This is a genomic window from Paenibacillus sp. FSL K6-1230, assembly GCF_038002385.1.
GTDB lineage: Bacteria > Bacillota > Bacilli > Paenibacillales > Paenibacillaceae > Paenibacillus > Paenibacillus massiliensis.
On record NZ_JBBOCK010000001.1, the window covers coordinates 4105845 to 4129315 of the forward strand.

Genomic DNA, 23471 nt, shown 5'->3' on the forward strand with positions numbered 1-23471 from the left:
GGTCTAACTTCTCAAGATGAGGTCATATACTCAAGCAAGACTAATAGGCCGCCGGTCGCACATTGCGAACCGTCGGCCTTATTTTTATCCTCTCATGCTGAATGATCTGAAGAGCATACTCGACAGGACTCCTGCTTTCAACAGCTCTACACTCCCATACTTGCTCTGGTCAAGTACTAGAACCAATCCTCGTTGATGGCCTGGTCATCCAGACCTCTCACATCTTTGCCTGCCTCCAATGTGATCGTTTCCGTCTTGGCGACAGCCTCCTCGATGAGGGTTGGTAGCTCCCGCAGGCTTGCTTCGATCTTCTCAACCACCCACAGATTGGGATTCGTTGCCGGAGATTTGGGTATGAACAATGTGCAGCAATCCTCATACGGCAAGATGGACAAATCATAGGTGCCAATATCTTTGGCTTTATCAATGATATCATTTTTGTCCATCATCACTAAGGGGCGCAAGAGCGGCAAATTCGTCGCACGTCCAATAACATTCATGCTCTGCAGCGTCTGACTTGCCACTTGTCCGAGGCTATCCCCAGTTACGAGGGCGAGAGCCCCTTCCTTCTCTGCCAAGCGAGTAGCAATACGCAGCATGGCTCTCCGCATCAGCGTTATGATCAGATTTTCCTGACGTGTCTGCGTGAATGCCGTCTGCACCTCTGTAAATGGTACCAGATGCAGACGGATGTGTCCGGCATAGCCTGACAGCACCTTGGCCAGATCAATGACTTTTTCCTTGGCTCGCTCGCTTGTATAAGGATAGCTGTAAAAGTGAACACACTCCACCTCCAGACCACGACGCATAGAGGACCATGCCGCTACCGGACTGTCAATCCCGCCGGACAAGAGCAGCATGGCCTTGCCGTTCGTCCCCAGTGGATATCCACCAGCCGCAGGGATGACTTCACAGAACAGGTAAGCTCCTTGCTCACGCACCTCAAGACGAAGCTCTACATCCGGCTCTCTGACATTCACCTTTAGTCCTGGACAAGACCGAAGCACCGGGGCACCTATCAGGTGGTTAAGCTCATGAGAGGAATGAGGGAACTCCTTCCACACGCGCCGAGCATTCACCTTGAAGGTGGCTTCTTCAGGCAGATTTAACTCCTGCATAAGTGCAACGGCCTTGCTTGCAATATCCTCCACGTCAAGCTTCGCAAGCTTGACCGGACTGATCGACGTAATGCCGAATACCTTTTGCAGCACCTTGATCATCTCTTCTCCAGATTCACCATTCAGTACGATATAGAGACGTCCGAATTCACGTTGGATGACAGCCTGCGGAAAAGCCTGCAGCAATGCTCTGACATGCTTCAGCACAGCCTTCTCAAAACGAGCTCTGTTCTTTCCCTTTAATGTGAATTCCCCGAATCTGAGTAATAATAGATCATAATTCATCTTCTTTTGTTCCACCCTTCCCATCCCTTCACTCTCTCCGACATCTGCTTCAGTGCTGTAATCAGCTCTCCGATATCAGATTCCGTATGCTCCTCCCCGAAGCTGATGCGAATGCCTTGCGACGCAAGCTGCTCGCTTCGTCCCATTGCCAGAAGCACACGACTAGGCTCCGTGGCACGTGAAGAACACGCTGATCTGGTTGACACGAGCACACCAAGCTCCTCCAGCATGTGCAGCATAACCTCGGCCTTCATATGCTCATGTGAGAAATGAACGATATGTGGTGCTTCCTGCCCGCTGTTGATGTGTATGCCCTGGATACCCTCCAGCAACTGCGTAATCCGGTCACGGTAGTCTGAGCATCGCTTGGCAAAGCTTTCCTGTCTTTCACCCGCTAGTCGAACAGCCTTGGCCATACCTACAATTAAAGGAATATTCTCCGTCCCGCCGCGCAAGGCACGTTCCTGCCCACCTCCCGAGATCAATGGAGTAAGCAGAACTCCTTCACGAACGTACAACAGCCCAGCTCCCTTTGGCCCACGAAGCTTGTGAGCGGATATACTGTATAAGTCGATACCGCTGTTTCCAAGCTGCACAGGTAGCTTTCCGAAGGCTTGAACACCATCCACATGGAATAGTACTCTGGGAAAATGTGATTTTAACAGCGCTCCGATTGCTTCTACCGGGTTTACGCGGCCAGTCTCATTATTCACCTGCATTATGCTCACGAGTATGGTATCCTTGCGGACCGCGTTCAGTACTTGTTCTGGAGAAATATGCCCCTGACTATCTACACCAAGCACCTCGACCTCGAATCCTTCGCTTTGCAGTTGAAGACACGCTTCATATACCGATGGATGCTCCGTCGCAGATGTGAGGATATGACGTCCCCGGGATGCATGTCTCCGTGCTGCTCCTTTAATGGCCATATTGTTACTCTCCGTTGCTCCCGAGGTGAACAATACTTCTTCAGGCTTTACACCAAGCGCACGCGCGCACACCTCTCGTGACCGCTGTAGCAATTTATGAGCTTGATCTCCATATTGATGAATGGAGGACGGGTTCCCGAACTGCTGCAGCATGACCTCCGTAATGGTCTGAATTACTGATGCATCAGGAGGTGTCGAGGCTGCATGATCAAAATAAAGCAAAGGCTTTGTCTCCTCTCTACGCCAACCAACACAAATAGACCAACAGGAGAAATCAGGCAACGGAGTTATCCGCGCGAAAATATCCCCATATTGATCCTTTGGCTGATTACTTGTGCTCTACCTAGTCAGATACTGGCAGATATTGAATTCACCCTATGATTAGCCAAGAAGATACTTGCTACGAGCATCCTGTATCTTGGAAATGTATTTCTGAGTCTCTAGTGGCAATTGACCGAGCACGCTCATCAGTTCCGCATCTGTGGACACTCCCAAGCGGTTAACCCGGGTTGGTCCTGCATTGTAAGCAGCCAGAGCCATTTGCTCCTGCCCATTGAAGCGCTTGAGCTGATAAGACAAGTACCTGGTACCTGCATCTATATTCTCCGCTGGATCGAAGGAATTGCTAACGCCTAATCCCTGTGCCGTAGCATCCATCAATTGCATTAGTCCCTTGGCCCCTGCCGATGACACAGCGTACGGGTTAAAGGAGGACTCTGTATCAATGACTGCCTTAATCAGTGATTCTGCAACTCCATATTTACGACTGGCATCGGAGATCAGCGCATCATAAGCAGTTGGCTTCGTCTCGCCTTCCTCTACACCAGTAGCTTGGAATAATAAAGGATTGTAGGCTGAAGCTCCCTTGGATGGGCCAATATGAAGCCAAAGCAGGCCATCTTCTTCCGTGACATCTCCTTGAATCGTACTTTCCGAAGACTGCGCTGCAGCAGCGGCAAGGATATTGGAGAAATCCGTACTGGTGTCAGATACCGAATTAGCCGTAGAAGTATTGTTATATTGTGATTCCAACAATGTCTTCGTCACGTGAGGGTCTATTTGCATGTCCCTTGTCCCAACTTTCTATATGGCATTATAGCCTATCATACACCGTTTTACTAAGCTCTGCCATAAGTATTTGTCGAAAAAAGAGGCTCGAAAGCTCATTAAATGAACTTTCGGAGCCTCTCACGCCAATTTTCTACAACAGCTAATGAGTTATTACTACCTTATGAATGGAAGAAAAGCAAAATAACCAATCGTGGCTAGCACACCAAGACCAATGGACCAGCCACCTGACACCTTGCGTCCTTGCGAGTAAGCATAGAACCCCAGAATTACTGCGACAGGGCCCAGGATGACGGACCACATGAACATCGCAAGAATCCCCAGAGCAACTCCAATATAACCCGATACTCGTCCTGCATCAGAAGTTCTATCCGTGGTATCTGACACTCTGTTGGAAGACACCGGGGCTACCTCTGCTGCATACTCCTCTTGATGATCCATACGAGGATAATCTACTCGTTTTCGGTCCTCATGCTTGTGTGTATGCTCCACAGGCTTGGGATCATCACAATTTTTTCCTTTGAACTCCATTTCAAGCACCTCCTCAGCAATTAGACCGCTACTGCTAGATCAGGAACAGCATTACTTTCTAGGCTTGAATGTGTGACAGCAGGTTGCTGCGGAAGTCTCCGCACGACCTTCCTGTTCTGTGCCAAAGCTTTCACTTGCATACTCTTCCTTGAGTCTGCTCTTGGCATACTCATCGATGTTGATCAAGATCGCTTCGGCATTACAAACATTGTCTTGTCCCCAATAATTACAGTTCGACACACTACAGCGTACGTTTGGGCGAGCTTCATGATTCATTTGTAGGATCACCTCATCAATAAGTATCCCCCCCTTTTCATCTGCTATCCTGCTCGCAGTATGCCAGTTGATGGAGAGCGACACACAACACAAAAAAGACGCACATGCTCAGAGAGCTGTACGTCCTTTTTTCATGCAATATATGATTGGATTTATTTATATGCGTCTCTTGGCAATAATGCAAATTTCATTTATTGCTTCATGTGTTGTCCTAAGCGCGACGAGTCTGCATGCGACGCTGAGTCAAATAGTCACTTTCATAATAAGACAGGTCATCACGAAGCTCTTCATACACCTTAGTTACGTCCATTACAACGGAACGCACCTCTTCAAGCGGCTTTTTGCGGAAACGAATGGCATCCTGCCCTGTATAGGCATATCTTCCATCCTCTGCATACGTCTCATTCTTGGGATAGAAAAAGCTGTTTACACAGTCGTGATAAACATTATATAAAGCCTTCTCAGCAAAATCGACATCAAAATTAGCGCGGCGAAGCACGACTCCCAGCTTCTCATAGGACACTTCAGAGTACACGAGCAGATGTCTGAGATCCGACAAGAACCCTTTGTAATAATGAATTGTTTCCTCGTCCTGATTCACAGTCAGCTGCGGAAGCGCATTATCGTTCAGAAATAATTCCAGACGCGCAATTGCCGTTTTAAGCTTCTCCTGAGAGGACTCACATAATTTTTGAACATTGACTGCTGACATAGATACAGCTCCCCTTTGATCAGTTCCTTAATTGCATTCAATACATTAGCTACCACTCAATGGTTACCCGTTAACACCTATGGCCAAACCTAATTCATTTAATTTGCTCTATAGGCCTTGCTTATAATCAGTTCTAATCCTACCACAAATCAGGGACAAACGGTATAAAAAACTACAAACCAATCCACGCTAAAGCAAAGCTAAATAACTCAAGCACAGGAGGCATTGCATATGGCCCGTTCCACATGGGGAAAAGTGGCAGGAATCGCTGCGGCAGCCGCTATATGTGCGGCACTGATTACCACCTTGAACACGAGTCCAAGGGAGCGTCACGCTACACCTGCAAAGCCGCAAGCTACAGGGCTGTCCGCAAGCCCTCAGCAGGAGCAGAAGCTGAAAAGAATGACGCTAAGCCAGGATCTGCAAGCAACCGAGCAACTGTCACGACAGGATACCAAAGCCCATCTCAAGGAGCTACTGAACTCCAGACACGATCATAACACGAAGCACATGCGTGATGTTGCTGGCAAGCTGCGCAAGACACATGATCATTTTCATACCCTGATCTGGATGGATCTGCGTCATGGCAAGGAATCCCATATCACGGAATCCAGTGGGAAGCTGAGCTCTCTAACGAGCAGCAAGGAAGCAAGAGAAGCACTAAGTGCTGCCAAGAAAGCACTACACCAGGGCCGAACCTACGAATCAACAACCTTTGCTGCAGGCGACAAGAACTATTACATTATGGCCGTTCCAGATCGGGATCACACACATGGAGTCATAGCTGTCATGGACCACAAAATTCTTGCCAAGGTCAGGGATCATCAGCGCAACAATCTGCGCATGATTCCATATCCCAAGGAGGGCGAGTACAAAGTTGAGTCTGTTCTTCCCAACACGATGAAAAATATGACCGTCAAGACAGGACACGACAATGCAAATGCGAGCCATTTTTACGAAAATGAAATCGTCGTTCGCTTCCGCTCCGAACCAACCGAGGAACATATGCAAAAGATTATGACCGCGCTGAACTGTGACAAGGGGCGCAAGCTGGGCAACAATTATGTCTTCAAATCCAAGCACCATAACTACAAGGAATTAAAGCATTATTTCACAGTGAACTGGGACCCTCTGTACACCGAGCCGCATTACCTCTATATGACGAACGAAACTGTAACCGAGCGCCCAGGTTTTCCTAATGATCTACTCTTTTCTGAATATCAATGGAACCTGCCAGCCACAGAGACAAACAAAGGGTGGAACCTGTCGCGAGGCAGCAAGGACGTGATTGTAGGGGTAGTAGACACCGGTGTGGATCTGGATCATCCAGATCTTCAAGGGCAACTGCTGGAAGGCTATAATGTCGTTGACTCCGCTCAGAAGCCATATGATGATGTCGGACATGGTACGCATGTAGCAGGAATCATATCTGCTCTCGTGAACAACAATGAAGGTGTGGCGGGAATGACCTGGTACAATAAAGTACTCCCTGTAAAAGCACTTGACCAATCTGGCTCCGGGACGACCTATTCGGTCGCCGAAGGCATCATCTGGGCTGCAGATCACGGTGCAAAGGTCATTAATATGAGCCTCGGCAATTATGTCGACTCCGAGTTCCTGCATGATGCAGTTAAATACGCGTACGACAAGGACATTGTGCTGATTGCCGCCACAGGCAATGATAATACGGAGCGGCCCGGCTATCCTGCGGCGTATCCTGAAGTATTTGCGGTATCTGCTACCGATGCCAATCAGGAGCGTGCATCCTTCTCCAATTATGGCGATTATGTCGATGTCATGGCTCCTGGCGCAAGCATTGCCAGCACCTATCCAGGTAATCAATACGCCGCCTTGTCAGGGACATCCATGGCTAGCCCTCATGTAGCTGCATTGGCTGCGCTCATCCGCTCTCACAACCCTAAGCTTAAGAATCATGAGGTCATGGATGTGATGAGGCAGAATGTCATTGATCTTGGTGAGCCGGGGCATGACAAATATTTTGGCTATGGACAGATTGATGTCTATAAAGCACTTGTAGCCGCAGAGTCCAAGAGCAGTGCACTGCAATTCTGGCCACAGCAGCTCCGGGACAAGCTGAATGCCATCCTGCGGAGACGTTATTAGAAGACCTGCACATAGAAGGTAATTAGAGGGATGACACGTACACAAAATGTGTGCAGTATCGCTTATGACTAACATAGCGAACTGCACCCCTTTTGTTTATCATATCATTTATCCATTAATCATTTATCTAGATCTTCTACAGCACATGCATTTGTTCGGGAGGAAGCGGCTGTTGATCTTCATTCAGTAGCTCGCAAAGCAGCTTCAGCCCCTCCTTTAGCTCCTCTTCGCCCGCAAACGAATAAGATATCCGAATTTCCTTCATTCCCGTCCCTCCAGCGTAGCATACCTCACCTGGCAAAAAAGAAATTCCTCGCTTGTCAGCCTCACGACTGAGCCTTCCAAGGTCCGTATCATCAGGTAGCTTGATCCAGAGGTTCAGTCCTCCCTTGGGAGTGACCCAGCTAATACGTCGCGGAGCGTGAGCAGCCAGAACTGCGACTGCAATCTGTAGGCGTCGGCTTAATAGTTTCCTCAGATTCGAGACATGGTTGCCCCATTGCTTCGTCAGGAACGGCAAGAGCGCTTTTTGCGTAAGTAGCGGGCTGCCCAGATCGGCTGTAGATTTCGCAGCAATGAGTCGTGACAATACACTGCCTTGGGCCGCCATACAGGCGATACGACAGCCTGGAGCGAGGATTTTGCTAAAGCTCTTAATGTAGACCACATGTCCCCCCTGATCAAAAGACTTAATGGGAGGTGGAGGTGGAGAGTCAAAGTATAGCTCGGAGAACGGATCATCCTCCACGATCAGACAATGATAGCTTGCAGCCAGCTCCAGAAGCTGCTTGCGACGAGCCAGACTCAGATTCAGACCTGTCGGATTATGGAACGTTGGATTCGTGTAGATCAGCTTGGGCGGATGCTGGTCACATAGACGTGTCAGCATATCCAGCTTCATGCCCTGCTCATCCATAGGAACCATGATAATTTTTGCGCCCCGACTGGTAAATACATCAATAGCCCCCGTATACGTAGGAGCCTCGACATAGACGACATCCCCTGGCCCGACAAATGTTCGTGCTACCAGGTCAATGCCTTGCTGCGCTCCGCTCGTAATCAGCACTTGATCTGCCGACACCTGTATCCCCTTTTGCCGCAAAATTTCTGCAAACTGAGCCCGTAATTCGAGATCTCCCTCGAAGGCACCATAATGAGCCATCAATTCCGGATTGTCCGACAGATGTTTGTAGGCGTTATCGACAATATCCCGTACAGGCAACAGCGAAGGATGAAGCGCCGCCAAATGGAACGGATAGCGAGAATGAAGCTGATGATTGAAATTACGCCACAGCTGTGCTCGGGGCAAATAATCGACGAGTGTCATTTGCCAGGTCTGGTCTGCTTCCTCCTTAGCAGGGGTTGCTGGTGCTGAGGCTGCTACGAAGCAGCCTTTTCCCTGACTGCAGGTGATCAGATGCCCTGACTCCAGCTCAGCGTAGGCCCTGCTGATGGTCACCTGACTGACAGCAAGGCTGGCAGACAGCTGACGGACAGAGGGCAAGCGTGTACCCGGCGCAAGCAGACCCGAGCGGATGCGATCTGCGATCGTGCCTGCAATTTGCTTGAACAGCTTGACTGATGTACCTGATCGGTTAAGCTCAATATGCATGAATCTCTCCTCCAGCTGAATACTGTTAGCTTTACTGTTATACTGTTAGCTTTACTGTTATACCACTTTCCATGTATGATACTACAAATTTAATCTATACAGAGCGGGTATGCCGAAAATTGATGTGGTTTGGAGCGTAGTATACCACGGCATAGAATAGCTGTCTGTTATAGGAACCATAGGAGATGAAAGCAGTGAAGGACAGATTTTCGGCTTTGGCCAACAACTTGGGCTCATCCGCTGTAAGGGACATCTTGAAGCTGACGCAAGGGAAGGATATTCTATCACTGGCTGGCGGACTACCAGCGGAGTCCTTTTTCCCAGTAGATGCGCTTCGTGAAGCTTACGCAAAAGTGTTCGAACATGGCGGAGCTGCACTGCAATATGGACTAACAGAAGGATTAACGCGTCTGCGCGAGCAGCTTGCGAGTCAAATGAGCAAGGATGGAATTGAAGCTCAGGCGGACCAGATCATCATGACTACCGGATCACAACAGTCGATTGATCTGATTGCCAAAATTCTGCTTGATCCTGGTGACCACATTTTGGTGGAATCCCCGACCTATTTGGCAGCCTTACAGGTATTTCAATCCTATCGTGCCTGTCCGACCATGGTAGATACCGACAAGGATGGAATGCTTCCTGACGATCTTGAAGCGAAAATTATCCGTCATCGTCCAAAATTTATCTATGTCATTCCAACGTTCTCCAATCCCTCCGGGCAGGTGTGGAGTATTGAGCGTCGAGCCAGTGTGGTAGAGCTATGCCGTAAGCATGGGGTGCTGATCGTAGAGGATGATCCATACGGCAAACTGAATTTCCATCAGCAGAAGTACCCTTCGCTGTATGCGCTAGATCAGCAGTACGGTGGGTCAGGTAATGTGCTATATACTAGCACTTTCTCGAAGATGGTGGCTCCGGCGCTGCGCTCTGGCTGGGTCGTTGGTGATCTTGAGATTATCAAAGTCATTGCCAAAGCCAAGCAAGCCGCTGATCTGCATTCCAGTCTGATCGACCAACGCGCTCTATCCGAGCTGCTCGCTTCCTTTGATCTCAAGGCTCACATAGCCACGGTATCCGCGGAGTACTACAAGCGTCTGCTTAAGCTTACGGACCTTATCAAGTCTCGTCAGTGGGAGGGAATTAACTGGGTTGAGCCACAAGGCGGGATGTTCATGTGGGTGCAGCTCCCTGAACACATTCAATCTGATGTCCTGCTGCGTCATGCAGTGGAGGCGGGAGTGGCCTTTGTACCAGGACAAGTATTCTATCCCGATGGATCAGGCACGAACCGAATCCGCGTAAATTTCACCCATACAGATCCAGGATTGCTCCCTGAGGCAGTCGAAAGACTAGACCGAGCGCTTCGTCAATATGCTGCGGCAGAAGTACTGCAATCCTAAACAGCGCATGTGAAGTCAACCGACTACGGCAGAATTAAAAGCATCAGGACACCACATAGCTTCAAGATACCAAAAAGCCTCAAGATACCAAAAAGCTTCAAGATACCAAAAAGAACCTTCAGACTTCAGCAGCAGCGAAGTTTGAAGGTTCTTAAGCTTTTGGCTATTAAAGATACAGTATGAAGTATCTCTCATGAAAGCACGTAGAGCGTGCAAGGTTGCAGTTAGGAAAGTCTTCCGTAAGCCGGGTTCTGTGCTCGTTGTGGTCCTAACGGGAACTACCCTTCCACTATAAAGCGACAATCATCTATCTAGGCCATCCATTACTGAACAGCTCCAGCGACCAACCCAGACACACCTCGGGCTAAGGCTGCTTCCGTGAAGAAGCTGTGTCCCATTAGGTCTTGCTCCAGATGGGGTTTACCAGGAATGAAGTCACCAGCATTCCTCGGGGTCTCTTACACCTCGGTTCCATCCTTGCCTGTGCCGCCATGAAGCGGCCATCGGCGGTCCATTTCTGTGGCACTATCCTTCGACTCGCGCCGACTGGACGTTATCCAGCATCCTGCCCTGTGGAGCCCGGACTTTCCTCTCGCGGCTGCCGCCGCCAGCGATTGTCTGTCAAACTTTCCGTACAACATTACATAGTATACAAGGATTCACCCCTCGTTACAAGTCCTGTTACAGTAATTCTGTTGGATATTCCAGCAGTATTTACATCAAGGGATAACAGAGAGCTACATAAAGACAAATGGCTCTGTATTGATCTCCGATGCAAGTACCTCCGTCTCATAGCGCTGACCAGACAGCTTCTCTCCTAGCCACTCTGCCAGCTTGGACTTCATAATTTTCTCCGTGTTATGTCCTGGATCGATAATAGTCATTCCTGCCATGAGTGCATCATGAGCCGTATGGTAATCAATATCTCCTGTGACAATAACATCGGCTCCCTTGAACTGCGCCTTGCCCACATAACGACTGCCAGAGCCTCCAAGAACAGCCGCCTTCTTGATCGTCCTGTCCAGATCACCGACCACACGAACCTGATTTACATCAAGTCCCTGTTTGACTACATCCACATATTCGCGAAGCGTCATGCTCTGCTTCAGCTTGCCGACTCGTCCCAGCCCAAAGGCTTTACCCTGAAGCTCTACATGATACAGGTCATATGCCACTTCCTCATAAGGGTGAGCCTTGATCATCGCTTGCAAGACTTTACTACGTGCTTGAGCTGGCACAATGGTCTCCACCCGAACCTCATCTACCTTTTCCACACGGCCTACCTGACCGATAACTGGACTAGTGCCCTCTCCAGGCAGGAATGTGCCTGTACCTTCCACATTGAAGCTACAATGACTATACTTTCCAATATGTCCGGCTCCTGCATTGAGTACAGCATCCAGCACCTGCTGGTGGTGCGTCTTGGGCACGAATACTACCAATTTATACAGCTGCTCGGTATACGTAGCCTCCAGCGCAGAGCTGCTCTCAATGCCAACAGCCTCAGCCATCCAATCATTGATTCCGCCCTCAGCCGCATCCAGATTGGTATGGGTGATATAGACTGCAATGTCATGCTTTATTAATTTCTCGTACAGCTTTCCGACTGGCTGATCGGTATTCAACGACTTGAGTGGTCTGAAAATAATCGCATGATGGGCAACGATCAGGTCCGCTTGAACGCGGATAGCCTCCTCTACAACCTCATCATTGACATCTAACGCGACCAGTACACGCTTGATCTCTTTTTGCAGACTACCCAGTTGAAGACCAATCCGGTCATCAGGAACCGCCAGATATTTGGGAGCCAATTGCTCCACGAGGCCGATTACGGTTTGTCCCTTGGCAAACATGCCAGCACCTCCTCTAATTGTTGAATCAATAATCGCAGCTGCTCCTTCTTCTCCTGAGCCGCTTCCTGGCCCGCGAGCTCCAACTGCTGTGTCACATGCTGAAGCTTGGCAATCTCTCCCTGCCATTTGCGAATGAATACCTCATTCACCTTATGCAGCAGAAGTGGCCCCATGCGAATCATGAGGTCCTCATCTACCCGAACAGAGCAGCCAGCGAGTGTGAAAGGCTTGTACAAGTCAGAATGTGTTGTGCTAATTGAGGTGCCAGGTACCGCAGTGAGGATTTCATACACTTTACCGTCTTCCTCCAAAATGTGCTCATTTACCAAAATCCAGTTATGGCGAATGAGCCATTTGCGCAGAATATCCTCACCTACATTCGGCTGCAGAACCAGTCGTTGAACGCCTGCCAGCTTCTCTTTACCACTGTCGAGGATATTCGCGATCAGTGCACCACCCATGCCTGCGATTGTAATAACATCCACTTCATCCAGCTGCAGCACAGCCAAGCCATCTCCCTGCCTGACATCTATACGGTTACCGAGGCCTGCATCCAGCACCTGCTTGCGTGCTGCCTGAAGCGGGCCAGCATTGACCTCACCAGCCACCGCGCTCACTACCCTACCACTCCGTACGGCAGCCACCGGCAGCAGAGCATGATCCGAGCCGATATCTGCCATACGGGAATGTGGTGGTATTTGCTCCATAATATACTGCAATCGATCCGAGAGTTTCATCCGTTCACCTACATCTTCTAGAATGTACTATTGACTGATTCTCATCTTCTTGTTTATTAATTCTTGCCTTTCGGGGTCCCAATCATTTGCAATACCTGTAAAAAAAAGATAAAATAAAAACACAGTCGAAGCAGAGCAAGGGATTTCTTTAGATAATAGAATTATTACTTTCAGCGAAGCTGAGCAATTCGATTATCGCAAGAAAAATTTCAACTAAAGGTGGTCTGGCTTCTGTGAAAGTACTTCGATAGACATTTTTCTTACAGAAAACAAGACTTCTGCCACACGTCCATAGTCCGAAAAAAAGACCCTCTGCAGTCTAGCCCGCAGAAGGTCCGCAACGTTCTCTATTCCAGAAAATCCTTAAGCCGTTTACTCCGGCTAGGATGGCGAAGCTTGCGAAGGGCTTTGGCTTCAATCTGGCGGATCCGTTCACGAGTAACGCCGAACACCTTGCCTACTTCCTCCAGGGTCCGTGTACGTCCGTCATCCAATCCGAAACGAAGACGCAATACATTCTCTTCACGCTCCGTCAACGTGTCCAGCACATCCTCCAGCTGCTCCTTGAGCAATTCATAGGCTGCAGCATCCGCAGGAGCAAGCGCCTCCTGATCCTCTATGAAGTCTCCAAGATGGGAATCGTCTTCCTCACCAATCGGTGTCTCCAACGATACAGGCTCTTGTGCGATTTTCATAATTTCTCGTACTTTCTCAACACTCAATTCCATCTCAGCTGCGACTTCTTCAGGTGTCGGTTCACGCCCCAACTCCTGCAAGAGCTGCCGAGAGACACGAATGAGCTTGTTGATCGTCTCCACCATATGAACAGGGATACGAATCGTTCTTGCTTGGTCTGCAATAGCACGGGTAATGGCCTGACGAATCCACCAGGTAGCATACGTACTGAATTTGAAACCTTTGCCATGATCGAACTTCTCAACAGCCTTGATCAGACCCATGTTACCTTCCTGAATAAGATCAAGGAAGAGCATTCCACGTCCTACATAACGCTTGGCGATACTGACCACGAGACGTAGATTGGCTTCAGCCAGCCTGCGCTTCGCTTCTTCATCCCCGTTCTCGATTCGTTTGGCAAGCTCGATCTCATCATCAGCTGACAAGAGTGGTACGCGTCCAATCTCCTTCAAGTACATACGAACAGGGTCGTTGATTTTGATACCTGGAGGCAAGCTCAGATCATCATCAAAGTTGAAGTCATCATTATCATTGGAATCTGGATCATCACTTGGACGCATTCTGGCGATGTCTTCGTCGTTGTCATTCACGACATCAATCCCCATATCACCCAACTGCTCATAGAATTCATCCATCTGTTCGGGGTCTTGATCAAATGGCGATAATTTTTCCATGATATCCTTGTAGTTCAAGGAAGATCTCTTTTTACCTAATTCAATTAGCTGATCCTTTACCTGATCCAACGTTAGTTCCGTTTCTAGTTCAGTATGTTGATCATTCGCCATAATTCGACTCCCTCCTCCCTAGAAACATCCGGCCTACTCCTTATTGTCTCTCTAGGGCTATAATATCACTTGCTATTTGTGCTGCCAGCAAAAAATCACCAGAACGCTCTGCAGCGATCATCTGCTCTCTTTTCTCATTCAACTGCTGCTGCAGCGGATATTTCCTGACCTCTCGGATACAATCATCCAGCATGGATGGCTCCCAATGACCTGGTGTGTCCATCATCGTAATCGAGCTTACAGCCTTCTCCAGACGATCATCTTGAAGCGAGGACATGAACCTGCTTGGGTCAGGGGGTTTACCTTGTGCATAATATGCATACAGATAAGCAGCAATAGCTGCATAATCATCGATATTGAAAGCATCTCCCAGATTCTCTTCTACATACAGGGCGGCATCGGCATCCTGAATCATCCAGGACAGCAATCTTCGCTCAGCTGCATGATAAGCAGGGAGTACTTGAGGGGTTGGTATTTGGGCTTTTTTATGCCTACCATTATTCCACCTTTTGGCGTTATTATCCCCAGGCAACTGTTTTTTTTGCAGAGATTGCCTCAGCAAATTGCACTCCTGCTTAAGAGTCTCATAATCGACATTCACTTCAGCAGACACCTCTCGCAGGTATACCTCGCGTTCCGTAGGCGAAGATAACGGGGCGATAACCTGAAGTGCCTCCTTGGAATAAGCGATTCTTCCCTCTTCTTCTAGGAGTATATGGTTTTTTTTCAGATATATAAGCTTAAATTTGACGGTTGAAACGGCCCCATCAATAATCTGACGCTTAAAGCGATCACTTCCATAACGTCTGATGAAATCATCCGGGTCCAACCCATCACTCAGCAGGGCCACCTTCACCCGCAAACCGACTTCCTCTAGGATCGGAAAGTTCTTCAAGGCAGCTGCTTGTCCAGCCGAATCTCCATCATAGCACAAAATAACCTCTTCACACAGACCCTTTAGCATCAAAGCATGATGTTCAGTAAGTGCTGTGCCCATAGCCGCGGTGCCCTGATGAACACCTGCCTCCCAAGCTGCAATCACATCACCGTAGCCCTCGAATAGTACCGCCTGACTCATCTTGCGGATAGCAGGCTTGGCTTGATGCAGATTGTAAAGGGTTCGGCTTTTGTTAAACAATCGACTCTCGGGTGAGTTGAGATATTTCGGCTGTCCCTCCCCCATAATCCGTCCGGCAAAAGCAACCGTCTTGCCGTTGCGGTTCCAGATGGGGAACATGACACGATCCCGAAAGCGATCAACATACCCATCTCCTTCATGACGGGCAGACACCAGGCCTCCTCTTTCCATCTCCGCCAGATCAAAGGATCTCTTCTCAAGAAACTGGACTACAGTATCCCATCGGTTGGGGGCATATCCTATCTGGAATTGATCAATGATCTTGTCCGTAAAGCCTCTTGAACGAAGATAGTCCATAGCCGCCTTGCCATGTTCGGTATTCTTCAATAAGAAATGGTACAGCTTCGCAGTCAATTCATAAGCCTGCAATAGTCTTTCTACCTCAGGATGTTGGTGTGACGTATCACGCCCCTGCCAATCCCCCAGGGGGATATGACTTTCCTCTGCCATGGATCTGACCGCTTCGGGAAAGGATAGTCCTTCGATTTCCATCGTAAATTTGATGGCATTGCCTCCCATACCACAGCCATAACAGTAGAAAATTTGGCGATCAGGCGTCACCGTGAACGAAGGGGTCTTCTCCGAATGAAACGGGCACAGACCTTTCATGTATTTCCCCTGCTTGGTTAAATGCACGTACTTGCTTACCGTATCTACGATATCATGCTGCTGCAATACCGCCTCAATAATCTGCTCCGGTATACTGCCATGTCCGGCACTCATTCCAACCACCTTCATCTCTATAGCACCTAAATTATTATTCGCTATTCCTGTTCATTCTCCTGCAAGAGTTGTAAAAGTTTTGTCAATTTATGTTGAAAAGCCTTTCGGTCCTCCACAGTGAATGGTCGCGGGCCTTTGCCAAAACGGCCTTGCTTCCGCTCCTTAGCAGACGTATGACGACGATCCAGCATAAATTCAATGGTCTCATTCTCATAGGATGTTCCGCGAAAGGATAAAGCATAGCAGCGCTTAGCCAAAGCCAGTGCTGCCAGACCATAATCATTGGTTATAACCATATCCCCCTCGTGGATATTGTTGGCAATGTACAGATCCGCGCTTTGATCACTACGATCTACCGTGACAATGCTCACCCCAACTCCACCCTGCAGAACATGATCATATGAAGACACCATGATGACCTCAATATTATAATGTCGTGCCGTGGATATAATCTCTGCCTTAACCGGGCAAGCATCTCCGTCAACGACGATTCGGGTGTTATGATTCACGCAGCTCGTCACCCCTCTAAGGCATGAAGTCACACGATGCATTAATTTCATAAGAAAAACGACTATCGACATGCTTTCACAGAAGACCTACCGCATCTAGTTGAAGTGGTCTAGCGATGATCGAATGGTTCAGCTACATTGACAACTTATACATTCTATCATCTTAAAATACGGAACGGCTGCATTATATGATGCGCAATCGTTCCGTATCTTATATCTATACCCAGTAATTCTTCAATTACACACGGCTTACCACACTAACTTGGAGAAATCTGCAAATTGCTTGAGATCTCCATGAATGGATGCCAGTAGTGCAAGTCGATTCTCGCGTATATCCTGATCCTCTGCCATGACCATAACAGCATCGAAGAAGGAAGTAACGGCTGGAGTAAGCTCAGCTGCGAGCGAGATTGCCTTGCTTGCATCATGCACTACCAGCGCAGCCGTATAAGGAACATGCAGCTTGCCCCATACTTCATATAGATCCTTCTCTTGTTGCTCTGTCAGCAGCTCAGGCTGGATCGTCGTGCGTGATGCTTTGGCAGCAAGATTGGCCAAGCGATTGAAGGACTCAACAGTAATCTTGAAGTCCTCCTGCTCTTGAACTGCAGACATCAGCGCTTGTCCACGAGCAACGACCGACGCGATCTGGTCGAAGCCAGCCGCGATCACAGCATCCACGACGTCGTAACGCAGTGTCTCGGAGAGCAGCTTTTTCACACGCATACCAAAGAAATCCATGAGATCTTTACGAATTTCATCGCTACTGCGTTTCATATGCCCGAAATCCACATGTACGTTCAACGCTACCTCGAACAGATCGCTCAGCTTCAGAGCCAGTTCACAGTTCAGAATAATCTGAACAATCCCGGCAGCCTGACGACGCAATGCATACGGGTCCTGTGAGCCTGTAGGAATGATCCCGAGCGAGAAGCAACCTGTGATCGTATCGATCTTGTCTGCAATGCTGACGATTGCGCCAGCCATTGTTGTTGGAACCGCATCTCCAGCAAATCTTGGCTGGTAATGCTCGAAAATGCCTTTTGCAACATCCGCCTTCTCGCCAGCCTTAAGTGCATAATCCTGTCCCATAACGCCTTGCAGCTCAGGAAATTCATAGACCATTTGAGTGACCAGGTCGAATTTGCAAATATCAGCTGTACGGCTTACGGATTCCGCGTCATTGGAGGACACATTCAAACTCTGTGCCAACGTATCTGCAATCTTGCGAACGCGGCGCACTTTATCTCCGACCGTACCAAGCTCCTCGTGGAATACAATGCTCTCAAGCTTGGACAGCGCATCCTTGATAGCTAGCTTCTGATCTTCTTCATAGAAGAATTTGGCATCGGAGAGACGGGCACGAAGCACTTTCTCATTCCCTTTAGCGATGACATCAAGTGACTCGTTTCCACCATTACGTACCGTAACAAAATAAGGAAGCAACTCACCCTGCTGATCAAATACCGGGAAATAACGCTGATGTTCACGCATGGAAGTAATCAGTACCTCACGCGGGATGTTGAGGAAAGCCGGATCGAATGTGCCAAATAGCACGGTCGGTGTCTCAACCAGGTACAGCACTTCCTCTAGCAGGTCCTCTTTGATGGAGATATTCCAGGATTTCTCTTTGGCCAGCGCCTCGATCTGGTCCACGATCATCTTCTTGCGCACATCAACGTCAGCTACAACATGCTGCGCACTCAGCGCCTTTGTATAAGCGGATGGCTCAGATAGTGTTACTTCCGTGCCCAGAAAACGATGTCCGCGCGTTACATTCCCAGCCATTACACCTGCAATCTCAAAAGGAACCACCTGCTCTCCGAACAATGCCACCATCCAGCGGATCGGTCGTACGAACTTGAAGTCGTAGTTGGCCCAGCGCATGAATTTTGGGAAAGTCATGGATTGCACAATATGACGCAGTCCATCTGCAAGAATTTCGGTAGTGTGAACACCCTTGCTGCTCTTGGTCGCATAGATATACTCTACGCCGCTCAATTCTTTAAAGGTGAACTGCTCCGGGTCTACTCCCTGACTGCGGGCAAACCCGAGCGCCGCTTTACTCCAGTTGCCCTGATCATCCAGCGCAATCTTTCTGGAAGGTCCTTTTACTTCTTCTTCAATGTCTTCTTGCTTCTCGGCAACATCATGCACCAGCACAGCCAGACGGCGCGGAGTAGCGTATGTCTCTAGGGTACCATGCTCCAGACGAGATTCCTGTAGCCATTGCAGCATGCGATCCTTCAGCTGCTCTGTTGCTGCAGGCAGGAAGCGGGCAGGTACTTCCTCCAGACCAATTTCAAACAGAATATCCTTAGACATGCTCTACATCCCCTTTCTTCAACAACGGGAATCCCAGCTTCTCGCGTTCCTCCATGTAGGTAGCGGCAATTTGCCGTGCCAGATTACGGACACGTGTAATGTAGCCCGTACGCTCTGTAACGCTGATTGCTCCGCGGGCATCCAGCAGATTGAAGGTATGTGAGCACTTCAGTACGTAATCATAAGCCGGGAACACCAGATGCTGTGCCATAGCCTTGTTTGCTTCTTCCTCATACATATTGAACAGGGTGAATAGCATCTTCACATCAGATACTTCGAACGTATATTTGGAATGCTCATACTCAGGCTGATGGAATACATCACCATAAGTTACGCCTTCCACCCACTCTAGCTCGAATACATTCTCTTTTTCTTGAATATAAGAAGCCAGACGCTCCATACCGTACGTAATCTCTACAGATACTGGGCTTGTCTCAATACCCCCTACCTGCTGGAAATACGTGAACTGCGTAATCTCCATCCCATCGAGCCATACTTCCCAGCCAAGACCAGCACAGCCCAGCGACGGATTCTCCCAGTTGTCCTCAACAAATCGAATATCGTGCTTCAGCGGATCTATTCCAAGGCGCTTCAGACTCTCCAGATACATCTCCTGAATGTTATCCGGTGAAGGCTTGATAATGACCTGGAATTGATGATGCTGGTACAAGCGGTTCGGATTCTCGCCATAACGACCGTCTGACGGGCGACGTGAAGGCTCCACATAGGCCACCTTCCATGGCTCCGGTCCCAACGAACGAAGGAATGTCATTGGATTCATCGTGCCTGCACCCTTCTCGGTATCATAGGGTTGAACGATAATGCAGTTCTCAGCTGCCCAGAAATCCTGGAGCGTCAAGATCATCTGCTGAAAATTCATAGTACACGCCTCTCTTCTGTATATTGTATTTCCTTATGTACAGACGACATCTATGGCAAGCCGGACATGAAAAAGCCCCCGCCCCTCTACGTCTGCACAGACGTAGGGACGAGAGCATTGCTCCCGCGGTTCCACCCTACTTGATTATCAGTCCACTTGACTGACAATCCGCTTTTCAGTGTTATTGTTAAATCCACGCTCCCGAGTGCCATCACAGCTTGCTCCTACCGGGCTTTCACCATCCCCAGCTCGCTAATAAGAAGCCACAGTCTGCTACCCTCTCGATCATAGCATAGCCATTTCACTCAAAGTGAAATGAGTTTCCTATACAGCACCATACAATATCACATTGCACGATACCCAGATAGAAACATATTACTACTGAATATCGTATTTATCAAGCTGATCCAAAAAATTTCTAGTTTTGAGCTGCAAGCCTAGCTGCATATCCATAAATTGTCTCATGACCTGTTTGATCTCTTGCTTGGTGGAATCACTGATATTTACATTGCCCAATCTCGTTAGATCCAACTGCGCATACAACCGCAGTAGCTTAAGCGCTTTGGGTGACAGCTCTAGTGAAGCCGGATCAAAATGACGACAGGACCGACAGAGCACACCTCCAAGACGGGGGCTAATGAAGATGGGTACCTCCTCCAGTGCTCTTCCGCAAGAGATACACGCATCCAATTGAGGACCGTAGCCGGCAGCCTGGAGGATTTTCATTTCGTACATATTCGTCACGGTTAACGGGTCTTTTCCTTCAGACATGGCTGAAAGACAAGCCTTAAGCTGCCTGAACCAGAAGGCGCCTGTCTCTTCTTCCTGCAGTACACGATCCAGCAACTCACATACATAAGATGCATAAGCCGCCTTGACAATGTCCTCACGAAGCTCATGATGGGACTCCAGAATCTCTCCCGAATTCAGCGTACCCAGTCCTGTATTACGGAAGAATACATATGAGGCATACGTAAAGGGCTGTGTTAACGCTCCATGGCGGCTTTTGGGCTTCTTGGCCCCACGGACGAGTACCCCAACTTTGGCTCCGTTCTCGGTGCAAAGCGTAATAATTTTATTTCCCTCACCGTAGTCCATGCTACGGATGACGATTCCTTCCAACCTGTAGAGCATAACTGTTCCCCCAACCATTGCCTAACAAGCCAATCATTCATTGACTTCGTCCTCTTCGTCCAACTCTGCATCCACGGCACCCTGCTCAATTGCTTGAGCGTGCTTGTACAATAAATACGCATCGACATCTCCAGTCATCGTAAAATACTGCCACGAAAAATCTCGCATTCGTATTCATCCTCTCTTTTCGGAAATGGCGCCCGAATTAACGGAATGGCATTTACGAAATAGGATGTTCGCTGACAGTCGTTGTATGTGTTGCAATTATTGGATGAGCTTAGGCATCACGGTGAAAACCAAGATCACGCAGCACACGCTCCTGATTGCGCCAGTCTTTCTTCACCTTAACCCACAGCTCCAGGAAGATCTTGGACCCGAGCAAGTTCTCGATATCCTTGCGCGCTTGCTTGCCCACTTCCTTCAACATGGCTCCCTGCTTGCCAATGATGATACCTTTTTGTGAATCCCGCTCCACGTAAATGACGGCCGAGATTTGCACGATCCCGTTGTCCTGCTTACGCATATCCTCAATAATAACAGCGATGGAATGAGGAATTTCCTCACGGGTCATATGCAGAATCTTCTCACGAACCAGCTCCGCAATTACGAATTGCTCGGGATGGTCAGTCACCTGATCATCAGGATAATATTGCGGTCCTTCCGGGAGATATCTCGCAATTTGCTCCAGTAGACGATCCACGTTATTTCCCAGCTTGGCAGATACAGGTACAATCTCGGAAAAATCATACAGCTTGCGATATTCTTCGATTAGTGGCAAGAGAGCTTCCGGCTCAATCCGGTCAATCTTGTTGAGTACCAATATTACAGGTGTGTTCACCTTCTTAAGCTGCTCTGCAATAAAGCGGTCTCCTCCGCCCATGCCTTCCGCAGCATCGACCAGGAACAAGACAGCTTCCACCTCGCCTAGTGTATTAAAGGCTGTCTGATTCATATAGTCACCAAGCTTGGACTGTCTCTTGTGAATACCTGGCGTATCCAAAAAAACGACCTGACTATTCTCTGTCGTGTATACCCCATGAATTTTATTACGTGTCGTCTGTGGCTTGTCGGACATGATCGCTATTTTTTGGCCAATGACGTGATTCATCAGCGTTGATTTACCCACATTTGGTCTACCAACAATGGCAACGAATCCAGATTTGAATTGCTTCTTGGACATTTATTTTCCTCCTGAAAGATCATGCTCTAAATTAATACCTGTAAGCAAACTGGCTCCAGGCAAAAGACTCAATCGTTGAACTCTTCGTCTACTCTTTGCCTAGATCAGAAGGTCCGAATGCATAAGGAAGCAGCTCCTGCATCGTGGTCTCACGCATCTCGCCCTTCAAATTACCCAGAATAACAGGCATATCCGGCGCACATAGCTCTGCCATGACCTGACGGCATACACCACATGGAGCAATAGGCTGCTCCGTATCTCCAATTATAGCCATCGCCTTGAAGCTACGTGCCTTTTTCCCTTGAGCCATCGCGCTGAACATGGCTGTACGTTCGGCACAGTTGCTCGGCGTATATGCAGCATTCTCAATGTTGCAGCCATGATGAGTATTTCCGTCCGCATCCAGCAGTGCAGCCCCTACTTTGAAGGAGGAGTAAGGCACATAGGCCTTCTCACGGGCAGCCCTCGCTTCTTGCATTAACCCTGACCAATCCATCATTATTCTAACCTCCAACTATAAAAAAATTAACGTAAAGATACAAGTTGACCTGCAATGTGCATTACAGGTTCAAAAAACACGATACAGCCGACAATAACGGCAAATACCGCAGCCATGAGCACAGCCCCGGCAGCGGTATCCTTGGCGATTTTGGCCAAAGGGTGAAACTCCGGGCTGATCAGATCCACCGTGGTCTCAATGGCCGTGTTGATCATTTCCGCCACCAGTACCAACGCCATGGCCGTGATGACAAAGAGCCAATCTATTACAGAAATATGTAGGATGTAGCCCATGACGCCGACCAGCAACGTAGCCGCCACATGGACTCTCATATTGATCTGGGTGCGAAATGCGTACACAATACCTTCCCAGGCATGGCGAAACGTAAGCCTCCATGATCGTTCTCTCATTATCTCAACAGCCCCACCTGAGCCAGCACAGCCTCTTGCTTGCCCATCATCTCCGCTTCGCTCGCTTCATCCTGATGGTCGTAGCCGAGCAGATGGAGAAACCCGTGCACGAATAAGAATCCAAGCTCTCGATCCAATGAATGACCGTACTCTTCACTTTGACGCTTGGCCGTCTGCACCGAAATGATAATATCACCCAGCATATCGGGCAACTCCAGCTCTGCTTCAGGTTCCAAGCTGTAGATAATATCAGGCTCCTCTTCCAGCTCCTCATTCATGGCAAAGGACAGCACGTCTGTGGGCCGGTCAATGCCCCGATATTGCCGGTTCAGCTCGTGAATTTGTTCGTCAGTCACAAAAGTAAGGGCCACTTCCCCTTCTGCTACACCTTCAGCCTCTCCAGCACGCTCCAGGAGGGTCTCCAGCGTGGAGATCAGGACATCTGTTATTTCCAGATCATCCTGTTCGCTATTCCATACCAATTGCAGGCCCATACATAACGCTCCTTTTATCGTTCATTTGAAGCCAATCATTCCACCATAGC

Annotated in this window: 22 protein-coding genes and 1 other RNA gene; 2 read left to right on the top strand and 21 right to left on the bottom strand. The window is 48.7% G+C overall.

Translation table 11 applies throughout. The features are described from left to right. Positions 1-176: 176 nt before the first annotated feature. The 6 genes from thiI to MKX74_RS18125 all read right to left on the bottom strand — a co-directional run bounded on the left by thiI (position 177) and on the right by MKX74_RS18125 (position 4919). Complete coding sequence (thiI, locus tag MKX74_RS18100; RefSeq protein ID WP_341179335.1) at positions 177-1403, bottom strand: tRNA uracil 4-sulfurtransferase ThiI; 1227 nt, start codon at positions 1401-1403, stop codon at positions 177-179. Then, positions 1400-2554, bottom strand: a complete 1155-nt coding sequence (locus tag MKX74_RS18105; RefSeq protein WP_341179336.1) for a cysteine desulfurase family protein — start codon at positions 2552-2554, stop codon at positions 1400-1402. Before MKX74_RS18105 ends, thiI begins: the two co-directional genes overlap by 4 nt. Before the next feature lie 159 nt (positions 2555-2713). Further along, positions 2714-3397 (bottom strand): lytic transglycosylase domain-containing protein, encoded by a 684-nt coding sequence (locus MKX74_RS18110; protein WP_341179337.1) that lies wholly within the window; start codon positions 3395-3397, stop codon positions 2714-2716. 159 nt (positions 3398-3556) lie between these two features. Then, positions 3557-3931, bottom strand: a complete 375-nt coding sequence (locus MKX74_RS18115) for a hypothetical protein (protein WP_018886751.1) — start codon at positions 3929-3931, stop codon at positions 3557-3559. 51 nt (positions 3932-3982) lie between these two features. After that, positions 3983-4207, bottom strand: a complete 225-nt coding sequence (locus MKX74_RS18120) for a DUF1540 domain-containing protein (protein WP_341179338.1) — start codon at positions 4205-4207, stop codon at positions 3983-3985. A 211-nt stretch (positions 4208-4418) separates the two neighbouring features. Then, positions 4419-4919 carry a YpuI family protein gene (locus MKX74_RS18125; RefSeq protein WP_018886749.1) on the bottom strand — a complete coding sequence of 167 codons (501 nt, stop codon included), beginning with the start codon at positions 4917-4919 and terminating at the stop codon, positions 4419-4421. A gap of 231 nt (positions 4920-5150) precedes the next feature. On the opposite strand from MKX74_RS18125, the gene MKX74_RS18130 reads away from it, so the two are divergent. Then, positions 5151-7043 (top strand): S8 family peptidase, encoded by a 1893-nt coding sequence (locus MKX74_RS18130; protein ID WP_341179339.1) that lies wholly within the window; start codon positions 5151-5153, stop codon positions 7041-7043. Between the two features lie 136 nt (positions 7044-7179). Here the strand turns inward: MKX74_RS18130 and pdxR are convergent, their stop codons facing one another. Further along, complete coding sequence (pdxR, locus tag MKX74_RS18135; RefSeq protein ID WP_018886747.1) at positions 7180-8655, bottom strand: MocR-like pyridoxine biosynthesis transcription factor PdxR; 1476 nt, start codon at positions 8653-8655, stop codon at positions 7180-7182. A gap of 194 nt (positions 8656-8849) precedes the next feature. Here pdxR and MKX74_RS18140 point away from each other — a divergent pair, with 194 nt between their 5' ends. Then, positions 8850-10058, top strand: a complete 1209-nt coding sequence (locus tag MKX74_RS18140; RefSeq protein WP_341179340.1) for an aminotransferase-like domain-containing protein — start codon at positions 8850-8852, stop codon at positions 10056-10058. 225 nt (positions 10059-10283) lie between these two features. Here MKX74_RS18140 and rnpB read toward each other — a convergent pair. The 14 genes from rnpB to ybeY all read right to left on the bottom strand — a co-directional run bounded on the left by rnpB (position 10284) and on the right by ybeY (position 23421). Continuing rightward, positions 10284-10688: RNase P RNA component class A (rnpB, locus tag MKX74_RS18145), an RNA gene on the bottom strand. Positions 10689-10795: 107 nt separating this feature from the next. Next, on the bottom strand, positions 10796-11911 hold the full coding sequence (locus tag MKX74_RS18150; RefSeq protein ID WP_018886745.1) for a Nif3-like dinuclear metal center hexameric protein: 1116 nt from the start codon (positions 11909-11911) through the stop codon (positions 10796-10798). Beyond that, the gene (locus MKX74_RS18155; protein ID WP_018886744.1) at positions 11887-12648 is read right to left on the bottom strand and encodes a tRNA (adenine(22)-N(1))-methyltransferase; all 762 of its coding nucleotides are present in this window, start codon (positions 12646-12648) and stop codon (positions 11887-11889) included. The genes MKX74_RS18150 and MKX74_RS18155 overlap by 25 nt, the downstream gene beginning before the upstream one ends. 347 nt (positions 12649-12995) lie before the next feature. Next, a complete protein-coding gene (rpoD, locus tag MKX74_RS18160; protein WP_018886743.1) occupies positions 12996-14129 on the bottom strand; it encodes an RNA polymerase sigma factor RpoD in 1134 nt (377 codons plus the stop codon). 40 nt (positions 14130-14169) lie between these two features. Then, the gene (gene dnaG / locus MKX74_RS18165) at positions 14170-15990 is read right to left on the bottom strand and encodes a DNA primase (protein WP_025679310.1); all 1821 of its coding nucleotides are present in this window, start codon (positions 15988-15990) and stop codon (positions 14170-14172) included. Positions 15991-16031: 41 nt separating this feature from the next. Then, positions 16032-16499: a YaiI/YqxD family protein gene (locus tag MKX74_RS18170; RefSeq protein ID WP_341179341.1), complete on the bottom strand. Its 468-nt coding sequence runs from the start codon at positions 16497-16499 to the stop codon at positions 16032-16034. Between the two features lie 249 nt (positions 16500-16748). Then, on the bottom strand, positions 16749-18824 hold the full coding sequence (gene glyS, locus MKX74_RS18175; protein ID WP_341179342.1) for a glycine--tRNA ligase subunit beta: 2076 nt from the start codon (positions 18822-18824) through the stop codon (positions 16749-16751). Next, positions 18817-19704, bottom strand: a complete 888-nt coding sequence (gene glyQ / locus MKX74_RS18180; protein ID WP_018886739.1) for a glycine--tRNA ligase subunit alpha — start codon at positions 19702-19704, stop codon at positions 18817-18819. The genes glyS and glyQ overlap by 8 nt, the downstream gene beginning before the upstream one ends. 378 nt (positions 19705-20082) lie before the next feature. Then, the gene (recO, locus tag MKX74_RS18185; RefSeq protein ID WP_341179343.1) at positions 20083-20838 is read right to left on the bottom strand and encodes a DNA repair protein RecO; all 756 of its coding nucleotides are present in this window, start codon (positions 20836-20838) and stop codon (positions 20083-20085) included. Positions 20839-20871: 33 nt separating this feature from the next. Beyond that, entirely contained in the window at positions 20872-21006 is a 135-nt protein-coding gene (locus tag MKX74_RS18190) for a YqzL family protein (protein ID WP_018886736.1), read from the bottom strand. Positions 21007-21115: 109 nt separating this feature from the next. Further along, the gene (gene era / locus MKX74_RS18195; protein WP_025679304.1) at positions 21116-22018 is read right to left on the bottom strand and encodes a GTPase Era; all 903 of its coding nucleotides are present in this window, start codon (positions 22016-22018) and stop codon (positions 21116-21118) included. 88 nt (positions 22019-22106) lie between these two features. Continuing rightward, a complete protein-coding gene (cdd, locus tag MKX74_RS18200) occupies positions 22107-22514 on the bottom strand; it encodes a cytidine deaminase (protein WP_341180606.1) in 408 nt (135 codons plus the stop codon). A 29-nt stretch (positions 22515-22543) separates the two neighbouring features. After that, positions 22544-22927 carry a diacylglycerol kinase family protein gene (locus tag MKX74_RS18205; RefSeq protein WP_018886733.1) on the bottom strand — a complete coding sequence of 128 codons (384 nt, stop codon included), beginning with the start codon at positions 22925-22927 and terminating at the stop codon, positions 22544-22546. Next, positions 22927-23421 (bottom strand): rRNA maturation RNase YbeY, encoded by a 495-nt coding sequence (ybeY, locus tag MKX74_RS18210; protein ID WP_341179344.1) that lies wholly within the window; start codon positions 23419-23421, stop codon positions 22927-22929. Before ybeY ends, MKX74_RS18205 begins: the two co-directional genes overlap by 1 nt. Between the last annotated feature and the right edge of the window lie 50 nt (positions 23422-23471).